Here is a 26,059-nt window from a genome sequence, read left to right as displayed (position 1 = left end):
CCCCGAGCGTACGGTCAGCCGGCCCGAGCGCGCCTCACCTGGGCGTGTCGACCCTCGGTCGTCGGAGTGCCGGAACTGCCGCCAGCACCAGGCCGATCACGGCGCCGAGGACGTGGCCGATGGTGTTGAAGTCGGGCATCGGGCCGAACCAGACGAGCCCGCCGAGCGGCCAGCCCAACGCGAACACCGCCCACGGGATGCGCGCCCAGCGCGGCAGGGCAAGCACAGCGAGCGCCAGCATGGTCTGTGAGCCGTAGCTGACGCCGTAGTCCAGGGAATGCCGTACGTCTTCCGGATACCAGCCCTGGCCCAAGGCGACGACGATGGCGACGGTGGTGAGCAGGGTGGCAATGATGTGCCCAGCCAGGAACAGAGCGGCAGCCCGCCACGCACCCCAGCGGCGTTCCGCCCAGGCCAGGCAGCAGATGACGCCGAGACCCAGGATGATCACCGTGCCGACGAAGTCCAGCGAGGCGAAGTCGGTGAGTGTGCCGTCGAAGAACAGCACGCTGCCCAGCATCGCCGTCACCGGATGGTCCTGCAGGTTGTCCAGGTTGGTGCTGACGTAGCCGAGTACGGCGTTCGCTCGCTCAGCCGACAACCCTTGCCTGACCCACACGTACCCGGCCAGCAGCAGCACGACGTAACTGAAGGTCATCGGCGCACGCCGCGGATAGGCCAGCACAGCACGCCCGAGTTGGTTGATCATGCGAGGCATTGTCCTGTGCTCTGTCCAGGACGCCGCGGCGTAGGATCGCGTCGTGCCCGAGGATGCCGGCAACACTTCCCGATGGCGCGTGCTCGGCGAGCGGACCCTCTATGACAACCCGTGGGTCAGGCTCTCCCAGCGGGAGGTCGAACCACCCGGCGAAGCGCCGTTCTGGCACCACGTCGTCCATCTCAGAAACGTCGCCGTCGCGGTGGTGCTGAACGACGAGGGTCAGGTCTTGATGCTGCGACGGCACCGCTTCGTGCCGGACCAAGTCGGGTGGGAACTGCCGGGTGGCTTCCCGGAACCAGGCGAGTCCTTCGCGGAAGCAGCAGCACGCGAAGCCGAGGAAGAGACCGGCTGGCGTCCACTCGGCAAGCCGGAGCGCATCTCCGCCTTTCATCCCATTCCCGGAATGGTCGACGCCAGGCACGAGCTCTTCCTCTTCCGTGGGGCGCGGTTCATCGGTTCGCCCACTGACAAGGAGGAAGCAGGCTCGGTGGCCTGGATTCCGCGTGACACGATTCCCACCCTGCTGCAGGAGGGAAAGGCGTTGGGCTCTGGCACGTTAGTCGGACTGCTCCTGCTGCTATCCGGCAGCGCCTACCAAGGCTGATCGGATCCGACTCATTCGCCGCTGCTGACGAACGGATCCGACACGCGTGGCCAGCGCTTCCCCGGCCTGAAGATGAGCGCTCGCCGGCTCGGGCCGCTTCCTCGCCAGGAAAGCACCGGCCAGGTCAGCGTGCAGGCCAGCTCTGGCGCGGACGAAGCTCTCGTCGAGCCTGTCCAGCGCAGCTTCGAGTTCGATGATCGCGGCTTGGTCGCCGAGCGTGGCCCACGCATTGCCTCGCCAACGGGCCAGGTGCACCTCGCTGAGCACGACGAAAGGAAGGTCGGGATCGAGAGGATCGGTGGGCAGCGCCCTCGCCGCTGCTTCGAAGGCCGCATGGCAGTCAGAAATGTTACCTGCCGCGGCGTGGACCTCCCCGCGAACGGCCCACAGCCAGGAAGACAGCAAGGCCGGCACTCGGCCAGCAGCGAGGGAGCAAGCATATTCGGCGAGCTCCGCTGCGCGTCCAATGTCGTTGATCTCCAGCAACACATAGGTTTGCTCAGCAAGAGCATGCACCAGCGCGGAACGGGAGCGACCCTCCCGTCCAGCTTCCTTCGCCGCTTCGTAGTGGCGCCAAGCCGCACCCACGCACCCTGTGTCAAGACATTGCCACCCGGCGAGAGTGGCTGCGTCCGCATACAAGTCGGCCAGCGTCTCGCGATTGCCGATCGTGAAGGACCGCAATCCTTTGACAGTGTCCAGATAGCCCGAGAGCTGCGGCGCAGAGGTCTCCGCACCGAGCATTCTGTCCATTGCGCGGATGTCGTTCAGTTGGGCCGTCAGTAGCCGGATGGTTTCTGTATCGACCGCCGAGGCAGCTGCCAGACGTCCACGCAGTTCGGCGCCTGCGTCCTCGGACTCAACTGGGCTTTGACCGCCCAGCGAGCGCGCGAAGCGATCCTGTGCGTCGAGATCGGCCCGTCCGAGCAGGGTGTCGAGGGCGGCTTGCAGCTCGGGACGGGGCACGACTCCCGACCCGCCGGCCTCCCAGTTGGCGACGGTCCGCACACCCACGCCGAGATCCGCTGCGAAGCCACGGACGGTGAGACGAAGCGACAAGCGGAGCGCACGCGTCTCCTTGCCAGTCCAACGCTGCACAGTGGTCATCAAGGCTCCCACCGAAGGGTCGCTCGGTGCCGCCAAGCGTAGACCGCACATGCAGCAAAGGTGCAACGAGGCGGCAACGCACTGTCATTTGCTTCGGGCGTTGCGCGCAGCAAGGTAAGCGCATGACGATGCACTACCCGCGAGCACCGAGGCGCTGGTGGAAATGGCGTGCTGACCAGTGCGGAGTTTGCGGCTTGAGGTGGCCTTGCGACGAGGCGATTCGCGCTCGCGTGCGCGCCCGGTACGCCCCCACCGACCGCACCGGTGCCTGGGGGTCGGTGCCGAACGCGGCTTGGCCCGAGGCCGGTCAGGCGGGCCGGCTCACTCCGGGACAGCAGCACCGGGCAACGGGCGGCCAGTCGTGAATGATGAACACCTCCCACGACGACCCGGATGGGAATGCTCCGCCTGTGCCGAGCCGTGGCCCTGCGCACCGGCCAAGGTGCAGCTTTCCGAAGAGTACGCGGCCGACGTGGGCAGCCTGCTGATCTATCTCGGCACGTGCCTGTGGGAAGCGTTCGACGACTGCGGGGGTCGGTTGTCGGTGGGGCTGCGCGACCGCTTTCTGGACTGGGCGATGCCGCTGCGACGATACTCTGCCGGCGAAAGATGGGGACAACGGTGATCATCGCCGGCCGGTACGGTGTGGATCATCGTCGAGGGGAGGCACGATGTCCACAGAGGTTGCGGGCGTGCTGCGGGCGGCTGCGAGAACGCGGGGCCGCCGGATTCTGCTGATCGTCACGATGCTGTTCGGGGCGCTGGCGGCGGGGTTGCTCGTGGTGGGCCTGCCGGCCGGGGAACGGACCTTTGCCACCTTCGCCGAGAACGTGCAGAGCTTCATTTCGGTGCCGCTGCCGTTCGTTGGGGTGTTGCTCGCGCATGATCTGCGCCGGACGCCACGGGCTGCTGCGCTGCCGATGCTGGTCGGGGCGACGGTGATCGCTGTGGCTGCCGGGCTGGTCGGTGGCGTGCTCTCCGTTGCTGCGCTGGCGGCGTCGGGGTCCACTGCCGCGGACCCGTGGGCGGGCGCCGGGTTCATCCTCGTCGGCGGAGTCCTCGTCCAGGTGTTGGCGCAGCTGGTCGGTACGGGGCTCGGTCTGCTGATCGGCGGGCGGCCGGTGTGGGCGTGCCTGTCCACGATCGCGGTGCCGCTGAGCGTGTACGCCCTGTTGACGCCGGCGGGTACGGCACGGGCCTGGCTGACGCCGTTCGGGTCTCTGCAGGAGGTGTTCGATGGGCCGGCCGGGGTGGCGAACTGGGCGGTGGCCGCGCTGACCTGGGGTGTGGGGCTCAACCTGGTCGGTGTCACTCTCCTGCGTCGTCAGGCGGACAAGGCGAGCGGGCAGGCGCCGACGCCCCTAGGTTGAGGGCATGCTGCTGACTGTTGTCGCCGATTACGGCACTGGGGATCTGGCTTTCGCCGAGGTGCGGCAGCGGTTGGCGCTGCTGCTGCCGGAGGCCGACGTTGCGGCGATCCCGGTGCCGCCGTTCGACACGGTGAGCGCCGGGTTCTGCGTGGCCCAGTTGGTTTTCGGGGAAGGACCGGCGGATCGGGTCGTCTACGCCAATGTGGCGCCGCGGCAGGACGCGGACGATCCGCGGGAGGACAACGCCGGGGAACGGCTGGTCGCTGCGCGACTCGACTCCGGGGTGCTGGTTGTCGGGGTCGCCGCCGGAGCCAGTCTGTCGTTCCTCGCCGCCGAGGGGGTGCCGTTGCGGGCGGTGAACGTACCCGATGCGGGGTCGCAGTTCCGGTCCCGGGACGTCTTTCCGGCTGCGGTGGCCGGGTTGGCTCGGGGTGACGACGATCTGCTGGGCGAGGCGGTGACGGTGGCGCCCGCGCCGGAGCGGGCCGTCGCCTACACCGACGGGTACGGCAATCTGAAGACGACCTGGTATGACGCCCCGGCTGAGGTCGGCGCGACCGTTCGCGTGCGCATCGGGCAGGCCGAGGTCGAGGCGGTGGTCAGCGACGGCGTGTTCACCGTCCCGGCCGGCACGCTGTCCTTCGCGCCCGGCAGCTCGGGATGGGCGGGACGCTCCTGCTACGAGTTGTTCGCGCGAGGCGGGAACGCGGCCGAACTCTTCGGGAATCCGGCCTCCGGGACGCGGGTGGAAATCGTCCCCCCGAAGGGACGCGGGTAGAAGCCGGCCGGGTCCCCGGAGAGACCCGGCCTCAGCAGAACTAGGCGCCGCGCAGGGTTGCCCCGGTGCGGGTCGCGGCCTCGGTTACCGCGGCGTCGCGGGCGGCGACGGCTTCCTCGACGGTCAGGGTACGGTCGGCGGCCCGGAAGGTCAGCTTGTAGGCGAGGCTCTTGCGGCCCTCGCCGAGCTGCTCCGACGCGTACACGTCGAAGAGCCGGACGGATTCGAGCAGGTCTCCCGCGCCGGCGACCAGGGCCTGTTCGACTGTGGCGGCCGGGACGGCCGACTCGACGACCAGGGCCACGTCGATCAGGGCGGGCGGGAAGGTGGAGATCTTCTTCGCCTGGGTGACCGGCGTGGCGCCGATCGCGTCGAGGTCGAGCTCCATCGCGCAGGTGCGCTTCGGCAACTCGAGGGCCGACAGGACTGCCGGGTGCAGTTCGCCCGCGTGGCCGATGACCGTGCCGTCAACAGCGATGGCGGCGCAGCGACCCGGGTGCCAGGGCGCGTATGCTACCGCCTCGACGGTGACCCGGTCGGGAGTCATCCCGGCCGCCGACAGGGCGATGCGGGCTGCCTCGACCGCGTCCGACCAGGTGGCCGGGCGGCCCTCGCCCCACCAGCCGGCCGGAGTCGCGTCACCCGTCAGCACCGCGGCGAGGTGCCATGGCTGCTCGGGGACGATGGCGTTGGCAGCGGTCCAGTCCTCGGTGGACGGGCCGTGGTCGACGCCGAGCTGCGGCGGGGCGGCGGCGGTCAGGTGCGGCAGGAAGACCGTGCCCGTCTCGTAGAGCGCGAGGTCGCGTTCGCCGCGGCCGAGGTTGCGCTTCAGCGTCGCGAGCAGCGGCGGCAGCAGCGAGGTGCGCAGCAGCGGCTCCTGCTCGGACAACGGGTTGGTCAACCGGACCGCGCTGCGGCGCGGGTCGTCGGCCGGCAAGCCGAGCGTGTCCGCCGCCGTCGGGGCAACGAACGGGTACGACAGCACTTCCGTGAACCCGTTCTCGGCGAGTGCCCGACCGACCATGCGCCGCCGCACCTGCTGACCGGTGAGGCTGCCGCCGCCGTGCAGGGGCGGCAGCAGGCTCGGGATGGCGTCGAAGCCGCCGAGCCGGGCGATCTCCTCGACCAGGTCGACGGGCGCGACGAGGTCCGGCCGCCAGGACGGCGGGACCACTTCGAGCGGCTCGGTGCCGGAGACCGTGCAGCCGACCTGCCCGAGCAGCTCGGTGACCTGCTCGACCGGGTACGCGAGCCCGATCCGGCGACTGGCCAGGTCGGTGGGCAGGTGCACCGGCGTGGGCGCGGCCACGTGGTCGTGGTCGAGCACCTGCTCGCTGACGGTGCCACCGGCGTGCGCGGTCAGCAGCTCGACCGCCCGTTGGATGGCGACGAGCGGCAGCCGCGGGTCGACGCCGCGTTCCCAGCGCTTGGCCGCCTCGCTGAACAGCTTGTGCCGCCGGGCGGTCCGGCTGACCATCACCGGGTCCCAGTGCGCGGCTTCGAGCAGCACGTTGACGGTGCCGGGCTGGACCTCGCTGGTCTCGCCGCCCATGACCGCGGCGAGCGAGATCGGGCCGGTGTCGTCGCAGATCACCATGTCTTCGGCGTCGAGAACGCGGGCGACGCCGTCCAGGGTGGTGAGTTTGTCGCCCGGCCGGGCCCGGCGCACGACCAGGCCGCCGTGCAGCAGGTCGAGGTCGAAGACGTGCATCGGCTGGCCGAGCTCGAGCATCACGTAGTTGGTGATGTCCACGGCGAGCGAGATGGTGCGGATGCCGGCCGCGAGGAGCCGACGCTGCATCCACTCCGGTGACGGCGCGGCCGGGTCGATGCCCCGGACGACGCGCGCCGCGAAGCGGTCACAGCCGACCGTGTCCTCGATGGTCACCGAATACGGGGCCGCCACAGTGCCTTCCGCCGCCGGGGCGAGGCCCGGGTCGGTGTACGCGACGCCGTACGCGTAGGCCAGCTCGCGGGCGACACCCCGCACGCTCATCTGGTAGCCGCGGTCCGGCGTGATCTCCATGTCGATGATCACGTCGTCGAGGCCGACCAGCGGGCGCGCGTCGGTGCCGGGCGCGGCCGTGTCCGGTGGGAGCACGATGATGCCGTCGTGGTCGCCGCTGAGGCCCAGTTCGGCGGCGGAACAGATCATGCCGTGCGAGTTGCGCCCGTACGTCTTGCGCGCACCGATCGTGAACCCGCCGGGCAGCTCGCCGCCGGGCAGGATGACCACGACGAGATCGCCCGCAGCGAAGTTACGGGCGCCGCAGACGATCTCCTGCGGGTCCGGGTTGCCGACGTCGAGCTTGCAGAAGCGGATCGGCTTCTTGAATTCGGTCAGTTCCTCGATCTCGAGCACCCGGCCGACGACCAGGTCGCCGGAGATCGTCGCGGCCTGGTCGTGGATGGACTCGACCTCGATGCCGAGGCCGACCAGCTGGCGTTCGAGCTCGGCGACGTCGACCGGCGCCGGCAGTTCGACGTATTCGCGCAGCCAGGAGAGGGACAGCTTCATGATCAGACCGCCATACCGAAGTTGCGGGTGAACCGGACGTCACCCTCCACCATGTCGTGCATGTCGCTCACACCGTTGCGGAACATCAGCGTCCGCTCGACGCCGATGCCGAACGCGAACCCGGAATAGCGCTCCGGGTCGATACCGGCGGCGACCAGGACCCGCGGGTTGACCATGCCGCAGCCACCCCACTCGACCCAGCGGGCGCCGTCGCGGTGCCCGGCGAACCAGACGTCGAACTCGGCGGACGGCTCGGTGAACGGGAAGTAGTGCGGGCGCCAGCGGGTGCGCGCGTCCGGGCCGAACATGGCCCGGGCGAAGTGGTCCAACGTGCCCTTGAGGTGGGCCATGGTGATGCCCTCGTCGACGACGAGGCCTTCGAGCTGGTGGAACACCGGGCTGTGCGTGGCGTCCAGGTCGTCGGTGCGGTAGACCCGACCCGGGCAGACCACCGCGATCGGCGGCTGCTGCGTCAGCATGGTGCGGACCTGACCGGGGGATGTGTGGGTGCGCATGACCAGGCCGGGCAGGTCCACGTAGAACGTGTCCATCAGCCCGCGCGCCGGGTGGTCCGGCCCGATGTTGAGGGCGTCGAAGTTGGCCCACTCCAGCTCGAGCTCGGGGCCGTCGACGACGTCGTAGCCCATGCCGACGAACTGGTCGGTCATGTGCTCCATGAGCGTGGTCAGCGGGTGCCGCGCGCCCCGCGGGCGCCGGTCCCAGGGCAGGGTGACGTCGACGCGCTCCTCGACCAGCACCCGGGCGGCGCGCTCGCGCTCCAGCTCGGCGAGGCGGGAATCGTAGGCGCCCTGGACGGCCTGCCGGGCCACGTTGACGCGCTTGCCGGCGTCGGACTTGGCGGCGGGTGGCAGGGAACCGATCTCACGGCGGGCCAGCGACACGGGCGCGCGGTCGCCCAGGTGGGCGGGCTTCAGCGCACCGAGCGCATCGAGGTCGGTCGCGGCGGCGAACGCCTGCTCCGCCTCTGTGACCGCGGCCTCGAGAGCCTCGGGCGCGAGCAGGGCGGCCTGCTTCGGATCGTATGGATCGTTGCGGTAGGACATGGTCGGGCGAACTCCCTCACACCAGATGAGCCGTCGGCTCGTCAGGACCGAGTGCACCGAGCGCAGCGAGGGCCGCGAGGGTCTGACTCGGTGGATCAGTGTACGGAGGCGCGGCGGGGCCGCAGCCCGCCGGTCAGGGAAGTTCGCGCGATCCAGTCTCTTTTGCTGCGGTGCGGCGAAGCCGCTTCTCGGCAAACTCGAGTCAGCCCACGCGCCCGCGACCAGCGGGCCGGGTAAACGTCTGACTCATCTCAACTCCTCGGGGAGCGTTGCGCTCTCGCCGAAGCATACAAGCAGACCGCTGCGGCGGCAGCCAGGTTAAGGCTCTCGGCACCCCCATAGATGGGTACGCGCACCCGCCTGTCCGCCGCCTTCAGGAGCTCCTCGGGCAGCCCGTGCGCCTCCGACCCGAACAGCCACGCGGTCGGTCCGGCGAGCGATCCATCGTCGAGCAGCTCGTCGAGATCGGCGTCCCCGTAGCCCGTCGTGGCACACACGGACAGCCCGGCCGCGCGCAACTCGTCCACGACGGCCAGCGGCGCCCGCACCACGTCCACGTTGAACAGACTGCCGGCCGACGAGCGCACGCACTTGCCGTTGTACGGGTCCACCGCGTCACCGGCGAACACCACTGCACCGGCACCGGCGGCATCGGCCGTGCGCAGCACCGTACCCGCGTTGCCGGGGTCTCTGATTTCGGCGAGCACCGCGACCAGGCGGGGGTGTTTCGCAAGGGCGTCGGCCAGCGGCACGTCGACCTGCTCGCAGACGGCGACGAGGCCCTGCGGCTGCACGGTCTCGGCCAGGGCGGCCAGCCCCTCATCCGTCACCGGGGACACCACTGGGGCTTGCAGGGCGAGGTCGCCGTGTCGGGTGAGCGCATCGTCCGTACCGAAAAGTTCGAGGACGACCCCCGCGGCCAGGGCCGAGCGCACCGCCTGGGGGCCTTCGGCCAGGAAGCGGCCGGTCTGGTCGCGGTCGCGGCGGCGCTGCAGGCGCCGGGCCGCGACGACCCTCGGAGTGCGGGGGGTGAACGTCACTGGGATCCTCCGGACATGCGTCGGGGCGCCTCCCGGACAAACCGGCAGGCGCCCCGAAACAACTAGCTCAGGCGGCCTGGGCGGCAGCGCCACCCGTGCCCTCGGCCGCGACGGCGGCGCGAGCGATCTCGACGATCGCCGCGAACGAGGCGGCGTCGTTGACGGCCATGTCGGCCAGGATCTTGCGGTCCACCTCGACGCCGGCCAGCTTGAGGCCCTGGATGAGGCGGTTGTAGGTCAGGCCGTTGGCCCGAGCACCCGCGTTGATGCGCGTGATCCAGAGCTGACGGAAGTCGCCCTTGCGGTCACGGCGGTCGCGGTAGCTGTACTGCATCGAGTGCAGCACCTGCTCCTTGGCCTTGCGGTACAGGCGCGAGCGCTGACCGCGGTATCCGCTGGCGGTCTCCAGCAACGTGCGACGCTTCTTCTGGGCGTTTACTGCCCGCTTGACGCGTGCCATTTCGGTACTCCTAACAGGGGAACGGTTGTGGCGCGCGTCAGCGGCCGAGCAGCTTCTTCACTCGCTTGGTGTCGGCCTTGGCCACGACGACCGTGCCGGTCATCCGGCGGGTGACGTGGGAGGACTTGCCCTCGAGCAGGTGGCGCTTGCCAGCCTTCTCGCGGACGATCTTGCCCTTGCCGGTGACCTTCACCCGCTTGCCCATGCCGGTGTGGCTCTTCATCTTCGGCACTTGAACGCCTACTCTCTCTGCCCCGCCGACCGGGGACCGGCGGGGATATTCAGCAAAACCTATTCTGCGGTGCTGGCTTCGGCCTCGGCCGGAGGTGCCTCGGCGGGCGCCTCTGCCGTGACGACGTCACCCTCGCGGGGCTCCCGCGGCGGGCGGGCCTTGGCCGCGATGGTCTCCGCGGCGGCGGCCTTGGTCGCCCGGTGGGGCGCCAACACCATGATCATGTTGCGGCCGTCCTGCTTCGGACTGGCTTCGACGAAACCCAGTTCCGAGATCTCTTCGCTGAGCCGGCGCAGGAGCCGGAAACCCAGCTCGGGGCGGCTCTGCTCACGACCACGGAACATGATCGTCACCTTGACCTTGTCGCCCGCCTTGAGGAACCGCACCACGTGACCCTTTTTGGTCTCGTAGTCGTGCGGGTCGATCTTCGGCCGCAGCTTCATTTCCTTGATGACGGTCTGTTGCTGGTTGCGCCGGGCCTCGCGCGCCTTGAGTGCACTCTCGTACTTGAACTTGCCGAAGTCCATGAGCTTGCACACCGGCGGACGGGCCATCGGTGCCACCTCGACCAGATCCAGGTCGACGTCCGCAGCCAGCTGGAGGGCGCGCTCGAGCGGGACGATGCCCACCTGCTCACCCTCAGGGCCGACCAGACGGACCTCTCGTGCCCGGATCTGTTCGTTAACGCGTGGTTCGACGCTGATGGGGCCTCCTCAGAACGATGTCATGTCCTGGACCCTCCCCGGTTGCGCACCGCGGACGGTCCTGCCAATGTCGGCCGGCCTCGCGCCACCTATGGATCACCACGGGCGACGGGAAAGCAGAAGGCCCCGGCACGCATGCCAGGGCCCGCTCGACCGGTCATCGGCGTCCAGGAGGACGCGCACCCACGCCGGGATATTCCCGAAGTCGGTTGACCGGACCCGGACGCCTCAAGAGCTGTTACACCTTGAAGCCGAATCGGGTGGGAACCAGCGGGCTCCTCTTTCGTGCCCGCGGCTCCGGCAAAGCAAGATCCGAAAGGAGCGCAGGCGTGGTCGACTGCCGCGAAGTCTATCAGCTCACGCCGAGGCAGCAGAATGCAGGGCCCGCAGCTTGCGGACGCCCTCGACGGCGTAGTCCTTGTCAGCCGCCTGCAACGCGTGCAGGGGCACGGTCTCGTCGTCGTGCAGCTCCAGCGTCGCCCAGGCGGAGTTACGGTCGAACCGCACCGCGCGCACCGCGGTCCAGGGCAGGTCGAAGGAGCCGAAGACGTTGCGGATCTGCACGTGGTCGGGGTCCGCCTGCACCCGCGGCCGGATGAACATCAGGATGCCCAGCGCGGCCAGGACACCGAGACCGATCATGGCGCCCTGGTCACCCCGGGCGAATTGCCCCATGCCGTCCCCGGTGCGGCCGTGCAGACCGAAGCTGAGCACGGTGAAGAGAATGACCACCGCGGCGGCGCCGGGGACGGCCACCCAGCGGATGCGCCGCGGCCGGTAGACAGCCGCCTCACGAGTGGAAGTACTCACGCGGACCACTCTGCCACTGCGGCGGCCCGTCCCGCCGGGCAGGTCCCCACCCGGCGGGAACAGGTCACAGCCGGCAATTGGCGATAGCGGTCACCAGGATGGCCCGGGCGCCGAGGGCGTACAGCTCGTCCATGATCCGGTGCACGTCGGCACGCCGGACCATCGCCTGCACGGCGACCCAGCCCTCCCGGTGCAGCGGGGAGACGGTCGGCGACTCGATGCCAGGCGTCAGGGCGGTCGCGCTCTCCAACAGGTCCGCCCGTACGTCGTAGGCCAGCATCACGTAGCTGCGGGCCACCAGCACGCCCTGCAGACGCCGGATGAGCTGGGCCGGCTTGGCTTCCGCCGCGGTGCCATCCTCCCGGCCGATCAGGATCGCCGAGGAGCGCAACAGCGGCGCACCGACCGTCACCAGGCCGGCCTGGCGCAGGGTGGTGCCGGTCTCGACCACATCGGCGATCAGGTCCGCGACGCCCAGGCGCACGGCGTTCTCCACCGCACCGTCCAACCGGACGACGTCGGCCTTGAGGTCGTGCTCGGCCAGATAACGCTCGACCACCCCGGGATAGGCGGTGGCGATGCGCATTCCGCCGATGCCGTCCGCCGAGGAAAGCGCGCCGGGCGGGGCGGCCCAGCGGAAGGTGGCCCCGCCGAAGCCCAGGTCCAGCACTTCCCGGGCCGGCACCCCGGAGTCGACGAGCAGGTCCCGGCCGGTGATGCCGAGATCGAGGTCGCCGGATCCCACGTACGTGGCGATGTCCCGCGGGCGCAGGTAGAAGAACTCGACATCGTTGTCCTCGTCCCGGCAGACGAGGTCTTTGGTGTCGGTGCGCTGCCGGTAACCGGCGTCACGCAGCATCTGGGCGGCGGGGGTGGACAGGGTTCCCTTGTTCGGTACAGCGATGCGCAGCATCTCTGACGTGGCTCCTCAGGTCGACCGGCGATAGCGGCGGAAAGGCACGTCAGAGATGTCGGTACACGTCCTTGAGCTCGAGTCCCGTGGCGATCATGAGGCACTGCGCCTGGTAGAGCAGCTGCGAGATCTCCTCGGCGGTCCGCTCGCGGCCCTCGTGCTCGGCGGCCATCCAGGACTCGGCTGCTTCCTCGACGACCTTCTTCCCGATGAAGTGCACGCCGGCGTCCAGCGCCGCGACGGTGCCCGAACCCGCGGGCCGCTGCACCGCCTTCGTCTGCAACTCGGCGAACAACTCTTCGAACGTCTTCACGGGTGCCGATTCTGACAGCTCGTCCCGCAGCGGTGGCGGACCGCCCCACCCCTTGGGATGCCGATTGTCCCGCCGGGCCAGGTCGGGGTTAGCCTGCCGCTCATGGTCAGCAGACACCCTTTCGCGGCGCTGGGTGGCGCCGTTGTGCTCCTCGCCACGCTGGGCGCCTGCGCGCCGGTCGAGGAGGCGCCCGCCCCGGCGGCGACCGGCCCCGCCTGCTCCAGCGGCCAGCTCGGCACCCGTACCGAGGGCAAGCTCACCATCGGCACCGACAATCCGGCGTACGAGCCGTGGTTCAGCGAGAACAAGCCGGCCAACGGCAAGGGGTTCGAGTCTTCGGTGGCGTACGAGGTCGCGAAGCGGCTGGGCTATTCGGCGGAGAACGTCGTGTGGACCCAGGTCACCTTCACCAACGCGATCGCGCCCGGGCCGAAGACGTTCGACTTCGACATCAACCAGTTCTCGATCACGCCGGAGCGCCGGAAGGCCGTGGACTTCTCGTCGTCGTACTACCTCGTGCGGCAGACCGTGATCACCACGAAGGGCTCGAAGATCGCCGGGGCGACGTCGATCGCCGAACTGAAGGGCGCCACGCTGGGCGCGCAGGTGGGGACGACCAGCTACCAGGCGATCACCGACCTGATCGAGCCGGACGCCAAGGCCCAGGTCTTCAACAACAACGACGATGCCAAGAAAGCCCTGGAGAACAAGCAGGTCGATGGCATCGTGGTGGATCTGCCGACCGCGTTCTACATGACCGCCGCCGAGCTGGACGACGGGGTCATCGTGGGGCAGTTGCCGCAGGTGGGCGTACCCGAGCAATTCGGTCTCGTTCTTGATCTGGGATCGAAGCTGACGCCATGTGTCACCCAGGCGGTGGACCAGCTGCGCCAGGACGGCACCCTGGCCACCCTGGAGAAGACCTGGCTGGCCGGTGCCTCCGGAGCGCCCGAGCTGTCGTGACGAGCGAGCTGCACCGGCCCAGCGAGATCCAGCTGGGCCGGATCGCCTACCGCCGGCGGCAGACCATCCGCTCGGTGCTGCTCGCGGCCCTGTCGACCGCTGTCCTAGGCGGCGCGCTGGCCTTCGCCGTCACCGGCGCCCCCGGCTGGGACCGGGTCAAGGCGTCGTTCTTCGACTGGCAGGTCGCCAGGAAGTATCTGCCGGACGTGCTCGACGGGTTGTGGCTCAACATCCGGCTGCTGGTCGTGTGCGCGGTGGCCGCGCTGGCGCTCGGCCTGCTGGTCGCGGTGCTACGGACGCTGCGCGGTCCGGTCTTCTTTCCGGTACGCGCGCTGGCTACCGGATACACGTACGCGTTCCGCGGCCTCCCGCTGATCATCGTGCTCTACGTGTGCACCCTCGGCGTCCCCGGCTTGCGGCTGCAAGGCATGCCGAGTGTGCTGGTGCTGGGCGGGGCGGCATTGGTCATCACGTACGGGGCGTACCTCGCTGAAGTCTTCCGCGCGGGCATCGAGTCGGTGCACCCCAGTCAACTCGCCGCCGCCCGGTCGCTGGGCCTGACCTACCGGCAGACGATGCGCCATGTGGTGCTCCCCCAGGCCGTACGCCGGGTCGCACCACCGCTGCTGAACGACACCGTGGCGTTGCAGAAAGACGTGGGTCTCGTGTCCCTTGCCGGCCCGATCGATGCGGTGCGCGCGGCTCAGATCGCGACGGCGCAGGATGCGAACTTCACGCCGTACATTGTGGCCGGGGTGCTGTTCGTGCTTCTTGCCCTGCCGCTGATCGGCGTGACCGACTGGGTCACGCTGCGCGCGGCCCGGCGCCAGAGTGCGGGGGCCTGACGTGCTGCTGTCCTGCGAACACCTGCGGAAGGCCTTCGGCTCGGCCGTGGTCCTCGACGATCTCTCGCTGCAGGTCGACGAGCATCAGGTGGTGGCGCTGATCGGCGCGTCCGGGTCGGGTAAATCGACTCTGCTGCGCTGCATCAACCTGCTGACCGAGGTGGACGACGGGGTCATCCGACTGGACGGCGAGGACATCACCGACCCGCGTGCGAACCCGGATCTGGTGCGCCGCCGGATCGGCATGGTGTTCCAGTCCTACAACCTGTTTCCGCACATGAGCGTGCTGCGCAACATCACCCTGGCACCGGACAAGGTGCACGGGCGCGCGGCCGCGGAGGTGCGGGAACAAGCCCTGCACTGGCTGGATCGGGTCGGGCTCGCCGACAAAGCCGACAGCTATCCCGATCGGCTTTCCGGCGGCCAACAGCAGCGGGTCGCCATCGTCCGCGCGCTGGTCAACAGCCCGCGGCTGCTGCTGCTCGACGAGGTCACCTCGGCGCTCGACCCGGAGCTCGTCGGGGAAGTGCTCACGATGATCCGCGGGCTGAAGGACGAGGGCATGACCATGGTGCTGGCTACCCACGAGATGGGCTTCGCCCGGCAGGTCGCCGACCGGGTCGTCTTCCTCGACGGCGGCCGGGTGCTCGAAGCCGGGCCGCCGGAGCAGGTGCTCGGCGACCCGGTCGAAACGCGAACCCGGCAGTTCCTGGCCCGCATCATCGAAGCAGGCCGGTTGTAGGTCAGGCTTTCTCGACGTCGCGGATCGCCAGGACCGCGTCGAGCACGGCCACCGTGCTCTGCCAGCCCTTGTCCTCGATGGAGTCCTCCAGCCCGGCGCGGTCCCGCGCCTGGCCCAGGCTCTCCACGGTCAGCACGCCGTGTGCCACCGGGGTGCGCTCGTCCAGCGACACCCGGGTCAACCCGGCGGTCACCGCGTCACAGACGTAATCGAAGTGGGCTGTCTCGCCGCGGATGACCACGCCGAGCGCCACCACCGCGTCGCAGCGCTTGGCGAGCGCCTGCGCGACGACGGGAAGCTCGACCGAGCCCGCCACCCGGGCCACGACCACGTCGTCCACGCCGCACGCCTTCGCCGCCGCCTGCGCCCGCTCGACCATGTGGTCGACCAGGTCGGCGTGCCAGCGCGAGCCGACGATGCCAACCTTGAGCCCGGCGCCGTCGACGGTGTTCAGGTGCGGATCACCAAAACCGGCCATGATGCCCCCCTTCCAGATGAATGCTCACATGCCGTGTGGCGCGATATCAGCCCAACGCCTCGAACAGGTGCCCCATGCGGTCCCGCTTTGTCCGCAGGTAGCGAACATTCTCCGGGTGCAGCCGCACGGGCAGGGCCTCGCGGCCGGTGATGGTCAGGCCATAGCCTTCCAGCCCGGCCCGCTTGGCGGGGTTGTTGGTGAGCAGCCGCATCGAGCGCACGCCCAGGTCGTACAGGATCTGCGCGCCCGTGCCGTAGTCGCGGGCGTCAGCCGGTAGTCCCAGCTCCAGGTTGGCATCCACGGTGTCCAACCCACGATCCTGCAACTGGTACGCCTGCAGCTTGTGCAGCAGCCCGATCCCCCGGCCCTCGTGCCCACGCATGTAGAGCACGACACCACGCCCCGCCTCGGCCACCCGCTCCAGAGCGGCGTCGAGCTGCGGCCCGCAGTCGCAGCGCACCGAGCCGAAGACGTCGCCGGTGAGGCACTCCGAGTGCACGCGGACCAGCACGTCGTCGCCGGCGCCCAGGTCGCCGAACACCAGGGCGACGTGCTCGGCACCGTCGACTCCGGCGCGGTAGCCGACCGCGGTGAAGTCGCCGTGCTCGGTCGGCAGCCGGGTCTGCACAACCCGCTCGATCTGCTGCTCGTGCCGCCGCCGGTACTCGATGAGGTCCGCGATGCTGATCAGCGGCAGGTCGTGCTCGGCCCGAAACTTCTCCAGATCGGGCAGCCGCATCATGGTGCCGTCGTCGTTGACCATCTCGCAGAGCACGCCGGCGGGGCGCAGGCCCGCCAGCACCGCCAGGTCCACGGCGGCCTCGGTGTGCCCGGCCCGGCGCAGGACGCCACCCGGCTTGGCCCGCAGCGGCACCACGTGGCCCGGCCGGGACAGGTCGGTCGGCTTGGTGTCAGCGCTCGCCAGCAGTCGGATGGTGTGCGCCCGGTCAGCGGCCGAAATTCCGGTGCTCACACCCTCACGGGCATCGACCGTCACCGTGTACGCGGTGCCGCGCCGGTCCTGGTTGGTGTGGAACATCGGCGGCAGGTCGAGCCGGTCGGCCTCGTCCTCGGTGATCGCGACACAGATGTAGCCGGAGGTGTAGCGCACCATGAAAGCGAGCAACGCCTGCGTGGCATGCTCGCCGGCGAAGATCAGATCGCCCTCGTTCTCGCGGTCCTCGTCGTCGACGACCAGGACCGGCCGGCCGGCCGCGATCGCGGCGACGGCGCTCTCGATGTCATCCAACATGACGATCCCCCAGCATCTTCTCGACGTACTTCGCGATGACGTCGACCTCGAGGTTGACCGGGTCGCCGACGTCCTTGGACCCCAGAACGGTGAGCTTGAGCGTGGTCGGGATCAGGCCCACGCTGAACGTGTCCGCGGTGACCGCCATGACGGTCAGCGACACCCCGTCCACGGTGATCGAGCCCTTCTCCACCACATAGCGGGACAGCTCCCGCGGCAGGGAGAAGGTCAGCACCTCCCACTGGTCGGCCGGCTCGCGGCTGACGATCGCGGCAACCCCGTCGACGTGGCCCTGCACCAGGTGACCGCCGAGTCGACTGCCGAGGGTCGCGGCCCGTTCCAGGTTCACCGCGCTGCCGGTGTTCAGCGCGCCGAGCGAGGAACGCCGCAGCGTCTCGCCCATGACATCGGCGGTGAACACCCCGTCGGTGTTGTCGAGGACGGTGAGACAGACCCCGTTGACGGCGATCGAGTCGCCGTGCCGCGCGTCCGACGTGACCAGCGGACCTCGCACCGCGAGCACCGCGGAATCGCCCCCCGCGTCGGTGAGGTACAGGACCTCGCCGAGTTCTTCCACGATTCCTGTGAACATGTTGATATCCCCTATTCCGGTCTTGGGTGGTGGGCGGGGCGGTCGGCTGGTTTGGGCCGCAAAGTTGCGGTGAAGCGCAGGTCGGCACCGATCTGCGCGATGTCGGTGAGATCCAGTTCGATCGCCTCGGCGATCGTGGTGATGCCCGCGCCGACCAGGGAAGGCTGCCCGGCGCCCAGCAGCTTCGGGGCGACATAGCCGACCACCCGGTCGACCAGCCCGGCCGCCAGGAACGCCCCACCCAGCGTCGGTCCGCCCTCCAGCAACACCGCGCGGATCCCCCGCCGATACAGCTCGGCGAGCAGAGCATTCAGGTCGACGTGACCGTCGGGTCCGGCGCCGACCGCGGCCGCCGTCGCGATCCAGGTCTCCGCGGCGGCGTCCCGCACCTTCGCTTTTTCCGGGGTACGCCCGGAGGAGTCCACGACCACCCGCAGCGGCTGCTTGATCGCCAGACTGCCGTCCCGCACATAGCGCACGGTGAGCTGCGGGTCATCGGCGAGCACGGTGCCGACGCCCACCACGATCGCGTCGACAGTGGCGCGCAGGCGGTGCACGTCAGCGCGCGCCGGCTCGGAGGTGATCCACATGCTGGTGCCGTCAGCCGCCGCGGACCGCCCGTCGAGGGTGGCCGCATACTTCCACGTCACGAACGGCCGGCTCCGCCGTACGGCGGTCAGCCAGGCAATGTTGCCGGCTTCGGCCTCCTGGCGGCGTACCCCCGTTTCGACCTCGACCCCCGCGGCGCGCAGCGTCGCCGCTCCCCCGGCCGCGACCGGCGTCGGGTCGTCGACGGCGATGACCACCCGCCGGATGCCGGCGGCGATCAGCGCCTGGGCGCACGGGCCGGTCTGCCCGGTGTGGTTGCAGGGCTCGAGGGTGACGATTGCGGTGCCACCTCGGGCCCGCTTGCCGGCCTGGGCGAGCGCCACGATCTCGGCGTGCGGACCGCCGGCGTACACGTGGAAGCCTTCCCCGACGACCTCGCCGGCCGGGTCCAGCAGCAGGCAGCCGACGACCGGGTTGGGGCTCGTCGTGCCGAGGCCACGGGCGGCAAGCGCGATCGCGCGGCCCATCGCCTCGTGCTCGGTGACCATCTCTGTCCCTTTCCCTGACACGGTGCGGTCACGCGCCAAGGGAGAGGGAGATAACGCCGGAAACAGGACATGAGGGGACGCTTCGCGCCACCCCGGATGAGAGCACGCCGCGACGAGCCCCCGATCCTGCTCCGCGCGCTGTCTCCCATCCGGACTGTCTGACCGATCGGCGTGTGCCGGTCGATCAACCGTCGGCCCCGGATTTGCACCAGGTCCACCGTCCGCCACAGAGCGACGTCCGGGTCGCGGGCTTACCTCCCCCGGAAGGAAGGATCACCGCCGGTTCGGAATTTCACCGAGTCCCGCCAGCGCGTGGTGGGTTACCGGTCAGTGTTACACGACGGGGGCGATTTGCCACAGGGCGATCCGTGTCACAGCCGCTTTACAGCTGCGGTTCGTCGTTGTTCTCCGAGTCGCTGCGCCGCCGGTCGATCGCCACGTAGGACCCGGGCTGACTCTTCGCCACCTTCTTCATCTCCGAGCACACCGCCACCACCGCACGATGGTCCGGGTAGGGCCGCCCGCCCTCCGTCGACTGCGCCACCCCGATCGACAGCGTGACCAGCGCAGCCCGCTGCTTGCCGCCCCGCCGGTCCGGCACCTCGACGTAGCCCCGCTGTGCGTCCTCCGGGTCGTACAACTGGTCGGCCGACGCCTCGAAGTCGGTCACCATGTGCTTGGTCAACGGCAGCACCTGGTCCGGATGGCAGATGAACACAAAGTCGTCGCCGCCGATGTGGCCCAGAAACACCGGAGGCCGGCCCGCCGTCGTCGCCGCCCGTTGCAGGCTGCGGGCCAGCACGGTGATGAACTCGTCGCCGCGGTCGAACCCGTACACGTCGTTGACGGGCTTGAAGCGGTCGATGTCGACGTAGCCGACCGCGAAGTCCCCGCCGGCCTTCATCCGATCGCCGATCTCCCGGGTCACCCGCGCATTGCCCGGCAGCCCGGTCAGCGGCGAAACCTCCCGAAACTCCTTGGTACGCCGCAGCGTCGACGACACCCGGGCGATCAACTCCGCGGTGTCGAACGGCTTGACCAGGTAATCGTCCACACCCGCCGTCAAACCCACGACCTTGTCCACGGTCATCGACTTCGCCGTCAGCATGATCACCGGAAGCGCGGAGGTCAGCGGCTCGGCCCGCAGCCGGCGGGTCAGCTCCACACCGTCCATCCGCGGCATCATCCAGTCGACCACCGCCAGATCGGGGCGACGCGTCTCCATCAGCTCAAGGGCCTCCTGGCCGTCGCGCGCCCGCATCACCTCGAAGCCGTGCACCTCCAGGTTGAACCCCACGAAGCCGGCGATGTCGTCGTCGTCATCCACGACCAGCACCAGATCGCGACGGGTCTCCGGCTCACCGCCGAGCTCGGGAGAATGACCACTGCTCATGCTGCGTCCTTCGGCCGACGCGCGGCGTGCTTCGGCGGGGTACGCGGCGTGGGTGACGGCGGGGAGCTCATGCCTGCGTCCCTCAGACTGTGCGCCGCGTGCGAGTTCATGCTGCTGCGCCCTTCAGTCTGTGCGCGGCGTGGGTGCTCATGCTGCGTCCTTCGGATGGTGCGCGGCGTGGGTGCTCATGCTTGGCTGGTGGTTCGCGCGGCAAGCGCCCGTAGTTTGCGGACCGCCTCGGCGGGGTCCGCGGCGCCGTAGACTGCAGTGCCGGCCACGAAGGCGTCTGCTCCGGCCTCAGCGGCCTGCTCGATCGTGTCGGCCGCGATGCCGCCGTCGACCTCCAGCCGCACCTCGAGGTTGCCCGCATCGATCCGGCGCCGCACGTCCCGCACCTTGCCCAGCAGCTCGGGCATGAACTTCTGGCCGCCGAAACCGGCCTTGATCGTCATGATGAGCACCGTGTCCACGTAGGGCAGGAGCTCCAGATAGGGCTCGACGGACGTATCCCGGTCGATGGCGAGCCCCGCTTTCGCCCCGGCCGCCCGCAGTGTCTTGGCAAGCGCCACCGGGTCGTCACAGGCCTCCGCGTGGAAGGTGACGTTGTAGGCCCCGGCCTCCGCATACCCGGGCGCCCAGCGCTCCGGGTCGGTGATCATGAGGTGCACGTCGAACGGGATCGTCGTGGCTTTACGCAAACTCTGCACCACCGGTAAACCGATGGTCAGGTTGGGCACGAAATGGTTGTCCATGACATCCACGTGCACCCAGTCGGCGGCACCCTCGATGTCGTGCACCGCTTTCGCGAGGTGCGCGAAGTCGGCGGCCAGGATGCTGGGGGCGATGATCGGCGATGACTCCACCGCTGAAGTGTATGGCCTCCGTCCGCTAGGCCGGGACACTCATGGTGTTCTCCCACCTTCCTGCAGCAACCGCGCAATACGGCACGAATTCAGCATGGCTGACGGCATCACCAACAAGCCCGCCGCAGCGCTGCCCGTTCTCCGCGCGGTGCGTCCGGCGGGTCCACGAGAATCGCCCCAGCCACGCAGCCAGGCGCCGCACCACGGCCCGACACCACGCGACAGCCACCCTATGTGGGCCCCACGGCCCAGCACCGCGGCGGCCGCGCCACGTAAGCCCGCGGCCGGCATCGCCGCACGCGAGCCCCGGCGAGGAGCTGTCCGAGGTGCTCGTGCGGGATCCGCGGCCCAACACCGCACGACACCTACGGTTCGGCCACGCGGCCCGGTCCCGCCTCACCCGGCTCCGCCGCTGATCACCATTGCGGTTCGCAGCGGCTGCAGGGTCCGGGCACACTCGTCAGCTCGTGCGGCGTAGCACCGCCAGGAACATCGCGTCCGTGCCGTGGTGATGCGGCCACAGCTGCACCGTCGGTCCGGGACCAAGCTTCGGCATACCTGCGGGCAGCAAGGGCCGGGCGTCGACGAAGTCGACCTCCACGCCGCTACGGCGCGACCCTTCGGTCACCGTCACCTGAGTCTCGACCATGTGCGGCGAGCAGGTCACGTAGGCCACCACGCCACCCGGCCGGACCGCACGCAGCGCGGCGACCAACAGCTCGCGTTGGAGGCGGGTCAGCGGCGGGAGGTCGGCGGGCTGCCGGCGCCACCGGGACTCGGGGCGGCGCCGCAGCGAGCCCAGGCCAGTGCACGGGGCGTCGACCAGCACCCGGTCGAAGGACTCCTCGGGCAGGTCCGGGTCACGGCCGACGGTTCGGCCATCGGTGGGGAGAACCGTGACGGGTAGCCCACCGGTGGCCTGTTCGACGAGTCGTGCCCGGTGGTCCGCGATCTCGACGGCGGTGACCTCCGCGCCACGCTGGGCGGCGATGGAGCCGAGCAGGCCCGTCTTACCGCCCGGGCCGGCGCACAGATCCAGCCAGCGGCGGTCGCTGCCTTCGAGCGGGGCGGCGAGCAGTGCGGCGGCGACCAGCTGCGAGCCTTCGTCCTGCACGTGGGCCCGACCGTCGCGCACCTCGGGGATGTCCGCAGGAGCGCCGCCGTGCAGATACACCGCGTACGGCGAGAACGCCCCCGGCACCCCGCCGACCGCGTCCGCGAGCTCGACGGCATCGGCGCGGCCCGGGCGGGCGCAGAGGTGCACGCCGGGCGGCTGGTTGTCCTCGATCAACAAACGGGCCGTGTCCTCCAGGTCGCCGCCCAAAGCTTCGGCGAACGACCGGATGATCCACTCGGGGTGGTGGTGGATCACGGCAAGGTGACCGACCGGATTCTCGTCGTACGCGGGCGCAACCCGAGCCAACCAGTCGTCAAAACTGGTCTCGGAGATGCCCCGCATGACCGCGTTGGCAAATCCCGCGGCGCCGGGTGCGACCGAGCGGACCAGGTCGACGGTCTGGTTGACGGCAGCGTGGGACGGGACCCGAGTGAAGAGCAGCTGATAGGCGCCCAGCCGCAGGGCATCACGAGCCGGCGGGTCGATGCGGGACACGTCACGCCCGGCGACCTCCGCGATGATCAGGTCGAGTGTCCCGACCGCGCGCAGCGTGCCGTACGTGAGTTCGGTGGCGAACGCCGCGTCCCGCCCGTGCAGGTTCATGTCCCGCAGAATGTGACCGAGCACCAGGTTCGCGTACGCGTCGTCACGGTGCACGGCGGCGATCGCCTCGTAGGCCGCCTGCCGGGCCGGGTCTGACGGTGGGCGGCCGCCGCGCGGACCACGCCCGGTGCGGTCATCGCGGCCCTGGGTCCGGCCGTAACCGGGGCCGCCGGGCCGGCGCGGACGCCCGGTGTTGTGCGGGCGGTCGGCCCGGTGCTCGGAACTCACTGAAGCTGCTCTCCCGGGTTGATCCGCAGGCCGCGCGCCCAGTCGCTCGCGGACATAGGCTTTTTGCCGGCGGCTCGGATCTCGCCGAGAAGCACCGGGGTGGTGGCCGTGCCGGCGAGCACCTGCGTGCGCTCGACCAGCAGCTCGCCAGGCTTGAGCGCGACCGCGTTGGCGACCGGCCGCACCGGGCCAAGTTTGAGCCGGTCGCCGCGCAGGGTGGTCCAGGCGCCGGGGCCGGGCGTGCAAGCGCGGATCCGCCGGTCGACCGCGAAGGCGGGGTCGTCCCAGCGCACCCGGGCGTCGTCGACCAGGATCTTGGGCGCCATGGTCACGCCGTCTGCGGGCTGCGGGTGCGCCCGGGCGGTGCCGGCTTCGATCGCGTCGAGAACGGCGACGAGCAGCCCGGCGCCCTCGGTGGCAAGCCGGCCCAGCAGGTCGCCGGAGGTGTCGGTGGCACGGATCCGCTCGGTGAGCGTGCCGTAGACCGGGCCGGTGTCCATGCCCGCTTCCAGCTCGAAGACGCTCGCGCCGGTGACCTCATCGCCGTGCAGGACGGCGTGCTGCACGGGCGCAGCCCCCCGCCAGGCAGGCAGCAGCGAGAAGTGCAGATTGACCCAGCCGTGCCGCGGAATGGTGAGGGCATCGGGCGGCACCAGGGCGCCATATGCCACCACGGGAACGCAGTCCGGCGCGATCTCGCGCAGCCGCTCCTGAAACTCGGGCTCGCGGGGCCGCTGCGGGGTGAGGACCTCGATGCCGCGCTCGTCGGCCCACGCACCGGCCGGCGAGCGGACCAGCTTGCGGCCGCGCCCAGCGGGGGCATCAGGGCGGGTCACCACGGCGACCAGCTCGTGCGAGGACGCCGCGATGGCGTCGAGGGAGGGGAGGGTGACTTCCGGGGTGCCGGCGAAGACGAGACGCATGGTTACCTTCCCAGGCCGAAGATGCCACGGCCGTGCGGACTCGCCTTGATCACGGGCGGTTTGCCCGCGTCATACCAGTCGGCGGAGCGGATCTGCTTCATCGCGTCCTTACGGGCAGCGACGTCGAGGCGGTCGAGGAAGAGCACGCCATCGAGGTGGTCAGTCTCGTGCTGCACGCACCGCGCCATCAGACCGGTGCCGATCAACCGAATGGGATCGCCGTGCTCGTTGAAGCCTTCCGCGACGACGTTCTGCCGACGTTTCGTGTCGACGTAGACGCCGGGAATAGACAGGCAGCCCTCCGGACCGTCCTGCTCCTCGTCGTCGGGAAAGGAGAGCACCGGGTTGATGATGTGGCCCACCACGTCGTCGACGTCGAACGCAAACACCCGCAGGCCGACGCCTAGCTGCGGGGCGGCCAGACCGGCGCCGCCCTCGTCGAGCATGGTGTCGGTGAGGTCCTTGACGAGGGTGCGCAGTTCCTTGTCGAAGTCGGTGACCGGGTCTGCCTGCGTACGCAGCACCGGGTCGCCGAAGAGACGGATGGACTGGACGGTCACGCGGTGCCACTCCTGCCTAGCAAGAAACTGATGCGCCCAGTCTACGGAGCGCGATGCGGACAGCGGCGTCGCCCGTCCGAGCTGTGGACAACTGCCGATCTGTGGATAGCCCACCTGGTCGATGACAAAAGCGTCGATTACAAAAGCTCGGCGGGATCAACCTGAATGCGCACCGGCAACGCCGCCTTCTTGGCGCTGCGCACCGATGCCCCCTCGTGGAGGGCGCGGGCGAGCTCGGCGGCCCGGCCACGGGAGACCCGCACGAGCATGCGCTCCTGGTCCTCGGGTGCGGGCACCGGCCCCAACACCTCGGCGTCGTCGGGCAGCCGGGTCGCCGCAAGCAGCTCGGCCACCGCCTCGGCCCGTCCGGTGAGGCTGGCAAAGCGTGCAGCCGGCGGAAACCGCAGCTCACGGCGTTCGGCCAGCTCACGGGCGGCAAACCAGCCCGGGTCCCAGCGCAGCAGGGCCTGCACCGGCGCGAGCGACCCGTCAGCCACCACCACGACCCGCCCGCCGGCCGGGCCTGGCCGGGCGAGCGCGGCAGCCGACAGCCAACGTCGCATAGTCTCCTCGGCAGCCCGCAGGTCGGCGCGAGTCAGCAAGGCCCAGGTGTCCAGCAGCAGCACTGCGCCGTAACCACCCTCGGCGGTCGGCTCGGCCCCCGGCGTGGCAACCACCACCGCAGCATCACCCGGCACCGTGTCCAAGATCTCGTCGCGCCCGGACGTGCGCACCGGCACACCGGGGAACGCCCGGCCCAGTTCCTCGGCGGTCCGCCGCGCGCCGGTCACCGAAGCCCGCAAGCGGCGGCCCGCACAGACCGGACATGCGTATGCCGCCGCGGCCCGCCCACACCAGTGGCAGTCCGGCACCGAGCGCGCACCGGCCAGCCCGAGCGGCCCGGAACAATGTGGGCAGCGCGCCGGCGTGCGGCACTCCGCGCAGGCGACTGACGGCAGGTAGCCGCGCCGGGGCACCTGGACCAGCACGGGGGTGCCGGCTTGCAACGCTTGCCGGGCTGTCTGCCAGCACAAACTCGGCAACCGGGCGGTTACCGCCCCGGGGTCCCGAGCCAGCTGCGAATCGTCACCGGTGGGCGCGATCGCCGGACAACGCGCCCGCAACACTTCCCGGGTCGCGACGATCTCCTTCGCCCACCCCGTTTCCAAGAGCAACTGCGCTTCTCCCGTACGGGCAAAGCCGCCCACAAGCGCAGCACACCCCGCCAACTGTGCACGGGTCAGCAACACCTCCCGCGCATGCGGATAGGGCGCCCGGGGCTCGGCGTGCAGGTCGTCGCCGTCGTCCCAGATAACCACCAACCCGAGGTCGGCGACGGGGGCGAACATGGCGGCCCGCGTCCCGGCGACCACCCGAACCTGACGTCGACTCGCCGCGAGGAAACGCCGATATCGTTCGGAAGGCCCGGCGGCGGCATTGAGCGCCACGTGGTGTCCAGCGCCGAGCACCCGGGTCAACGCCCGGTCGAGCCGGTCGAGATCCCGTGCATCGGCCACCACGGCGACGACGCCCCGACCCGCCTGCACGGTGGCGGCCGCGGCCTCGGCGATCCGGGCGGCCCAGTCCTCCCCCGGCAGCGCCGACCACACCGCCCGCGCCGCCCGCCCTTGCGCCAGCGCCCGCACGAACGGCACCCCGGCCGGATAGGCATCCCACCCGGCACCGGAGCCGGCGGTGCAGCCGACCTCGGCTGCAGCCTCGGCGTCGGGTGCAGCACCGGCGTCGGGCACAGCATCGGCGTCGGATCC

Annotated in this window: 28 protein-coding genes and 1 riboswitch; of the genes, 7 read left to right on the top strand and 21 right to left on the bottom strand. The window is 70.2% G+C overall.

All coding sequences use genetic code 11. The features are described 5' to 3' along the window. Positions 1-34: 34 nt before the first annotated feature. Positions 35-709, bottom strand: coding sequence for a rhomboid-like protein (locus ACIA1L_RS27540; RefSeq protein ID WP_396075871.1), 675 nt, complete (start codon positions 707-709; stop codon positions 35-37). A 52-nt stretch (positions 710-761) separates the two neighbouring features. On the opposite strand from ACIA1L_RS27540, the gene ACIA1L_RS27535 reads away from it, so the two are divergent. Beyond that, positions 762-1,325 (top strand): NUDIX domain-containing protein, encoded by a 564-nt coding sequence (locus ACIA1L_RS27535; protein ID WP_396075870.1) that lies wholly within the window; start codon positions 762-764, stop codon positions 1,323-1,325. Here the strand turns inward: ACIA1L_RS27535 and ACIA1L_RS27530 are convergent. Continuing rightward, positions 1,299-2,432, bottom strand: coding sequence for a helix-turn-helix domain-containing protein (locus ACIA1L_RS27530; RefSeq protein ID WP_396075869.1), 1,134 nt, complete (start codon positions 2,430-2,432; stop codon positions 1,299-1,301). The two genes, ACIA1L_RS27535 and ACIA1L_RS27530, sit on opposite strands and share 27 nt — an antisense overlap. A 442-nt stretch (positions 2,433-2,874) precedes the next feature. On the opposite strand from ACIA1L_RS27530, the gene ACIA1L_RS27525 reads away from it, so the two are divergent. From ACIA1L_RS27525 to ACIA1L_RS27515, 3 genes are read left to right on the top strand one after another with little or no spacing between them, the layout of a single operon-like run. Then, complete coding sequence (locus ACIA1L_RS27525; protein WP_396075867.1) at positions 2,875-3,057, top strand: hypothetical protein; 183 nt, start codon at positions 2,875-2,877, stop codon at positions 3,055-3,057. A gap of 46 nt (positions 3,058-3,103) precedes the next feature. Continuing rightward, positions 3,104-3,802, top strand: a complete 699-nt coding sequence (locus ACIA1L_RS27520; protein WP_396075865.1) for a hypothetical protein — start codon at positions 3,104-3,106, stop codon at positions 3,800-3,802. 4 nt (positions 3,803-3,806) lie between these two features. Continuing rightward, positions 3,807-4,580: an S-adenosyl-l-methionine hydroxide adenosyltransferase family protein gene (locus ACIA1L_RS27515; RefSeq protein WP_396075864.1), complete on the top strand. Its 774-nt coding sequence runs from the start codon at positions 3,807-3,809 to the stop codon at positions 4,578-4,580. Between the two features lie 40 nt (positions 4,581-4,620). On the opposite strand, the gene pheT is transcribed toward ACIA1L_RS27515, so the two are convergent. The 9 genes from pheT to ACIA1L_RS27470 all read right to left on the bottom strand — a co-directional run bounded on the left by pheT (position 4,621) and on the right by ACIA1L_RS27470 (position 12,634). Further along, the gene (pheT, locus tag ACIA1L_RS27510) at positions 4,621-7,098 is read right to left on the bottom strand and encodes a phenylalanine--tRNA ligase subunit beta (RefSeq protein ID WP_396075863.1); all 2,478 of its coding nucleotides are present in this window, start codon (positions 7,096-7,098) and stop codon (positions 4,621-4,623) included. Positions 7,099-7,100: 2 nt separating this feature from the next. Continuing rightward, positions 7,101-8,162: a phenylalanine--tRNA ligase subunit alpha gene (pheS, locus tag ACIA1L_RS27505; RefSeq protein ID WP_396075862.1), complete on the bottom strand. Its 1,062-nt coding sequence runs from the start codon at positions 8,160-8,162 to the stop codon at positions 7,101-7,103. Between the two features lie 251 nt (positions 8,163-8,413). After that, positions 8,414-9,202, bottom strand: a complete 789-nt coding sequence (locus tag ACIA1L_RS27500; RefSeq protein ID WP_396075861.1) for a TrmH family RNA methyltransferase — start codon at positions 9,200-9,202, stop codon at positions 8,414-8,416. A 67-nt stretch (positions 9,203-9,269) separates the two neighbouring features. Next, positions 9,270-9,662 carry a 50S ribosomal protein L20 gene (rplT, locus tag ACIA1L_RS27495; protein WP_189202254.1) on the bottom strand — a complete coding sequence of 131 codons (393 nt, stop codon included), beginning with the start codon at positions 9,660-9,662 and terminating at the stop codon, positions 9,270-9,272. A 37-nt stretch (positions 9,663-9,699) separates the two neighbouring features. Then, entirely contained in the window at positions 9,700-9,894 is a 195-nt protein-coding gene (rpmI, locus tag ACIA1L_RS27490; protein ID WP_396075860.1) for a 50S ribosomal protein L35, read from the bottom strand. Between the two features lie 59 nt (positions 9,895-9,953). Next, positions 9,954-10,598, bottom strand: a complete 645-nt coding sequence (gene infC / locus ACIA1L_RS27485; RefSeq protein WP_396075889.1) for a translation initiation factor IF-3 — start codon at positions 10,596-10,598, stop codon at positions 9,954-9,956. Between the two features lie 357 nt (positions 10,599-10,955). Continuing rightward, the gene (locus ACIA1L_RS27480) at positions 10,956-11,417 is read right to left on the bottom strand and encodes a PH domain-containing protein (protein WP_396075859.1); all 462 of its coding nucleotides are present in this window, start codon (positions 11,415-11,417) and stop codon (positions 10,956-10,958) included. A 55-nt stretch (positions 11,418-11,472) separates the two neighbouring features. Next, positions 11,473-12,321, bottom strand: a complete 849-nt coding sequence (gene hisG / locus ACIA1L_RS27475; protein ID WP_396075858.1) for an ATP phosphoribosyltransferase — start codon at positions 12,319-12,321, stop codon at positions 11,473-11,475. Between the two features lie 49 nt (positions 12,322-12,370). Further along, positions 12,371-12,634 (bottom strand): phosphoribosyl-ATP diphosphatase, encoded by a 264-nt coding sequence (locus ACIA1L_RS27470; protein ID WP_396075857.1) that lies wholly within the window; start codon positions 12,632-12,634, stop codon positions 12,371-12,373. A 102-nt stretch (positions 12,635-12,736) separates the two neighbouring features. Here ACIA1L_RS27470 and ACIA1L_RS27465 point away from each other — a divergent pair, with 102 nt between their 5' ends. Genes ACIA1L_RS27465 through ACIA1L_RS27455 form a run of 3 tightly spaced genes read left to right on the top strand, consistent with a single transcriptional unit; the run spans position 12,737 to position 15,184 of the window. Beyond that, complete coding sequence (locus ACIA1L_RS27465) at positions 12,737-13,597, top strand: ABC transporter substrate-binding protein (RefSeq protein ID WP_396075856.1); 861 nt, start codon at positions 12,737-12,739, stop codon at positions 13,595-13,597. Further along, positions 13,594-14,442: an amino acid ABC transporter permease gene (locus ACIA1L_RS27460; RefSeq protein WP_396075854.1), complete on the top strand. Its 849-nt coding sequence runs from the start codon at positions 13,594-13,596 to the stop codon at positions 14,440-14,442. Before ACIA1L_RS27465 ends, ACIA1L_RS27460 begins: the two co-directional genes overlap by 4 nt. A gap of 1 nt (position 14,443) precedes the next feature. Then, positions 14,444-15,184: an amino acid ABC transporter ATP-binding protein gene (locus tag ACIA1L_RS27455; RefSeq protein ID WP_396075853.1), complete on the top strand. Its 741-nt coding sequence runs from the start codon at positions 14,444-14,446 to the stop codon at positions 15,182-15,184. A 1-nt stretch (position 15,185) separates the two neighbouring features. On the opposite strand, the gene ribH is transcribed toward ACIA1L_RS27455, so the two are convergent. From ribH to ACIA1L_RS27405, 10 genes are all read right to left on the bottom strand, one after another. Continuing rightward, a complete protein-coding gene (gene ribH, locus ACIA1L_RS27450) occupies positions 15,186-15,662 on the bottom strand; it encodes a 6,7-dimethyl-8-ribityllumazine synthase (RefSeq protein WP_396075852.1) in 477 nt (158 codons plus the stop codon). Between the two features lie 46 nt (positions 15,663-15,708). Further along, complete coding sequence (locus ACIA1L_RS27445; protein WP_396075851.1) at positions 15,709-16,914, bottom strand: bifunctional 3,4-dihydroxy-2-butanone-4-phosphate synthase/GTP cyclohydrolase II; 1,206 nt, start codon at positions 16,912-16,914, stop codon at positions 15,709-15,711. Beyond that, complete coding sequence (locus ACIA1L_RS27440; protein WP_396075849.1) at positions 16,904-17,506, bottom strand: riboflavin synthase; 603 nt, start codon at positions 17,504-17,506, stop codon at positions 16,904-16,906. Before ACIA1L_RS27440 ends, ACIA1L_RS27445 begins: the two co-directional genes overlap by 11 nt. Before the next feature lie 11 nt (positions 17,507-17,517). After that, complete coding sequence (gene ribD / locus ACIA1L_RS27435; protein WP_396075848.1) at positions 17,518-18,603, bottom strand: bifunctional diaminohydroxyphosphoribosylaminopyrimidine deaminase/5-amino-6-(5-phosphoribosylamino)uracil reductase RibD; 1,086 nt, start codon at positions 18,601-18,603, stop codon at positions 17,518-17,520. A gap of 133 nt (positions 18,604-18,736) precedes the next feature. Continuing rightward, a riboswitch (FMN riboswitch) is annotated at positions 18,737-18,917 on the bottom strand. A gap of 68 nt (positions 18,918-18,985) precedes the next feature. Then, positions 18,986-19,996 carry a response regulator gene (locus ACIA1L_RS27430; RefSeq protein ID WP_396075847.1) on the bottom strand — a complete coding sequence of 337 codons (1,011 nt, stop codon included), beginning with the start codon at positions 19,994-19,996 and terminating at the stop codon, positions 18,986-18,988. A gap of 185 nt (positions 19,997-20,181) precedes the next feature. After that, positions 20,182-20,859, bottom strand: a complete 678-nt coding sequence (gene rpe, locus ACIA1L_RS27425; protein WP_396075846.1) for a ribulose-phosphate 3-epimerase — start codon at positions 20,857-20,859, stop codon at positions 20,182-20,184. A gap of 460 nt (positions 20,860-21,319) precedes the next feature. Continuing rightward, positions 21,320-22,807, bottom strand: coding sequence for an RsmB/NOP family class I SAM-dependent RNA methyltransferase (locus ACIA1L_RS27420; RefSeq protein WP_396075845.1), 1,488 nt, complete (start codon positions 22,805-22,807; stop codon positions 21,320-21,322). Beyond that, positions 22,804-23,730, bottom strand: coding sequence for a methionyl-tRNA formyltransferase (gene fmt / locus ACIA1L_RS27415; protein ID WP_396075843.1), 927 nt, complete (start codon positions 23,728-23,730; stop codon positions 22,804-22,806). Before fmt ends, ACIA1L_RS27420 begins: the two co-directional genes overlap by 4 nt. A gap of 2 nt (positions 23,731-23,732) precedes the next feature. Further along, entirely contained in the window at positions 23,733-24,290 is a 558-nt protein-coding gene (gene def / locus ACIA1L_RS27410) for a peptide deformylase (protein WP_396075842.1), read from the bottom strand. Positions 24,291-24,427: 137 nt separating this feature from the next. After that, the coding region (locus ACIA1L_RS27405) for a primosomal protein N' (RefSeq protein WP_396075841.1) at positions 24,428-26,059 on the bottom strand (1,632 nt) is incomplete at its 5' end.

The organism is Actinoplanes sp. NPDC051859 (assembly GCF_044452725.1).
In the GTDB taxonomy this organism is placed as follows: Bacteria; Actinomycetota; Actinomycetes; order Mycobacteriales; family Micromonosporaceae; genus Actinoplanes.
Note: the sequence above shows the minus strand (reverse complement) of the source record. Positions and strands in the feature narration are given on the sequence as shown.

Bases quoted from the DNA above. Each gene is read 5' to 3' on its own strand.
- ACIA1L_RS27540 (WP_396075871.1), bottom strand. From the start codon at position 709: ATGATCAACCAACTCGGGCGTGCTGTGCTGGCCTATCCGCGGCGTGCG.
- ACIA1L_RS27530 (WP_396075869.1), bottom strand. From the start codon at position 2,432: ATGACCACTGTGCAGCGTTGGACTGGCAAGGAGACGCGTGCGCTCCGC.
- ACIA1L_RS27520 (WP_396075865.1), top strand. From the start codon at position 3,104: ATGTCCACAGAGGTTGCGGGCGTGCTGCGGGCGGCTGCGAGAACGCGG.
- ACIA1L_RS27515 (WP_396075864.1), top strand. From the start codon at position 3,807: ATGCTGCTGACTGTTGTCGCCGATTACGGCACTGGGGATCTGGCTTTC.
- pheT (WP_396075863.1), bottom strand. From the start codon at position 7,098: ATGAAGCTGTCCCTCTCCTGGCTGCGCGAATACGTCGAACTGCCGGCG.
- pheS (WP_396075862.1), bottom strand. From the start codon at position 8,162: ATGTCCTACCGCAACGATCCATACGATCCGAAGCAGGCCGCCCTGCTC.
- rplT (WP_189202254.1), bottom strand. From the start codon at position 9,662: ATGGCACGCGTCAAGCGGGCAGTAAACGCCCAGAAGAAGCGTCGCACG.
- hisG (WP_396075858.1), bottom strand. From the start codon at position 12,321: ATGCTGCGCATCGCTGTACCGAACAAGGGAACCCTGTCCACCCCCGCC.
- ACIA1L_RS27465 (WP_396075856.1), top strand. From the start codon at position 12,737: ATGGTCAGCAGACACCCTTTCGCGGCGCTGGGTGGCGCCGTTGTGCTC.
- ribH (WP_396075852.1), bottom strand. From the start codon at position 15,662: ATGGCCGGTTTTGGTGATCCGCACCTGAACACCGTCGACGGCGCCGGG.
- ACIA1L_RS27445 (WP_396075851.1), bottom strand. From the start codon at position 16,914: ATGTTGGATGACATCGAGAGCGCCGTCGCCGCGATCGCGGCCGGCCGG.
- ACIA1L_RS27440 (WP_396075849.1), bottom strand. From the start codon at position 17,506: ATGTTCACAGGAATCGTGGAAGAACTCGGCGAGGTCCTGTACCTCACC.
- ribD (WP_396075848.1), bottom strand. From the start codon at position 18,603: ATGGTCACCGAGCACGAGGCGATGGGCCGCGCGATCGCGCTTGCCGCC.
- ACIA1L_RS27430 (WP_396075847.1), bottom strand. From the start codon at position 19,996: ATGAGCAGTGGTCATTCTCCCGAGCTCGGCGGTGAGCCGGAGACCCGT.
- fmt (WP_396075843.1), bottom strand. From the start codon at position 23,730: ATGCGTCTCGTCTTCGCCGGCACCCCGGAAGTCACCCTCCCCTCCCTC.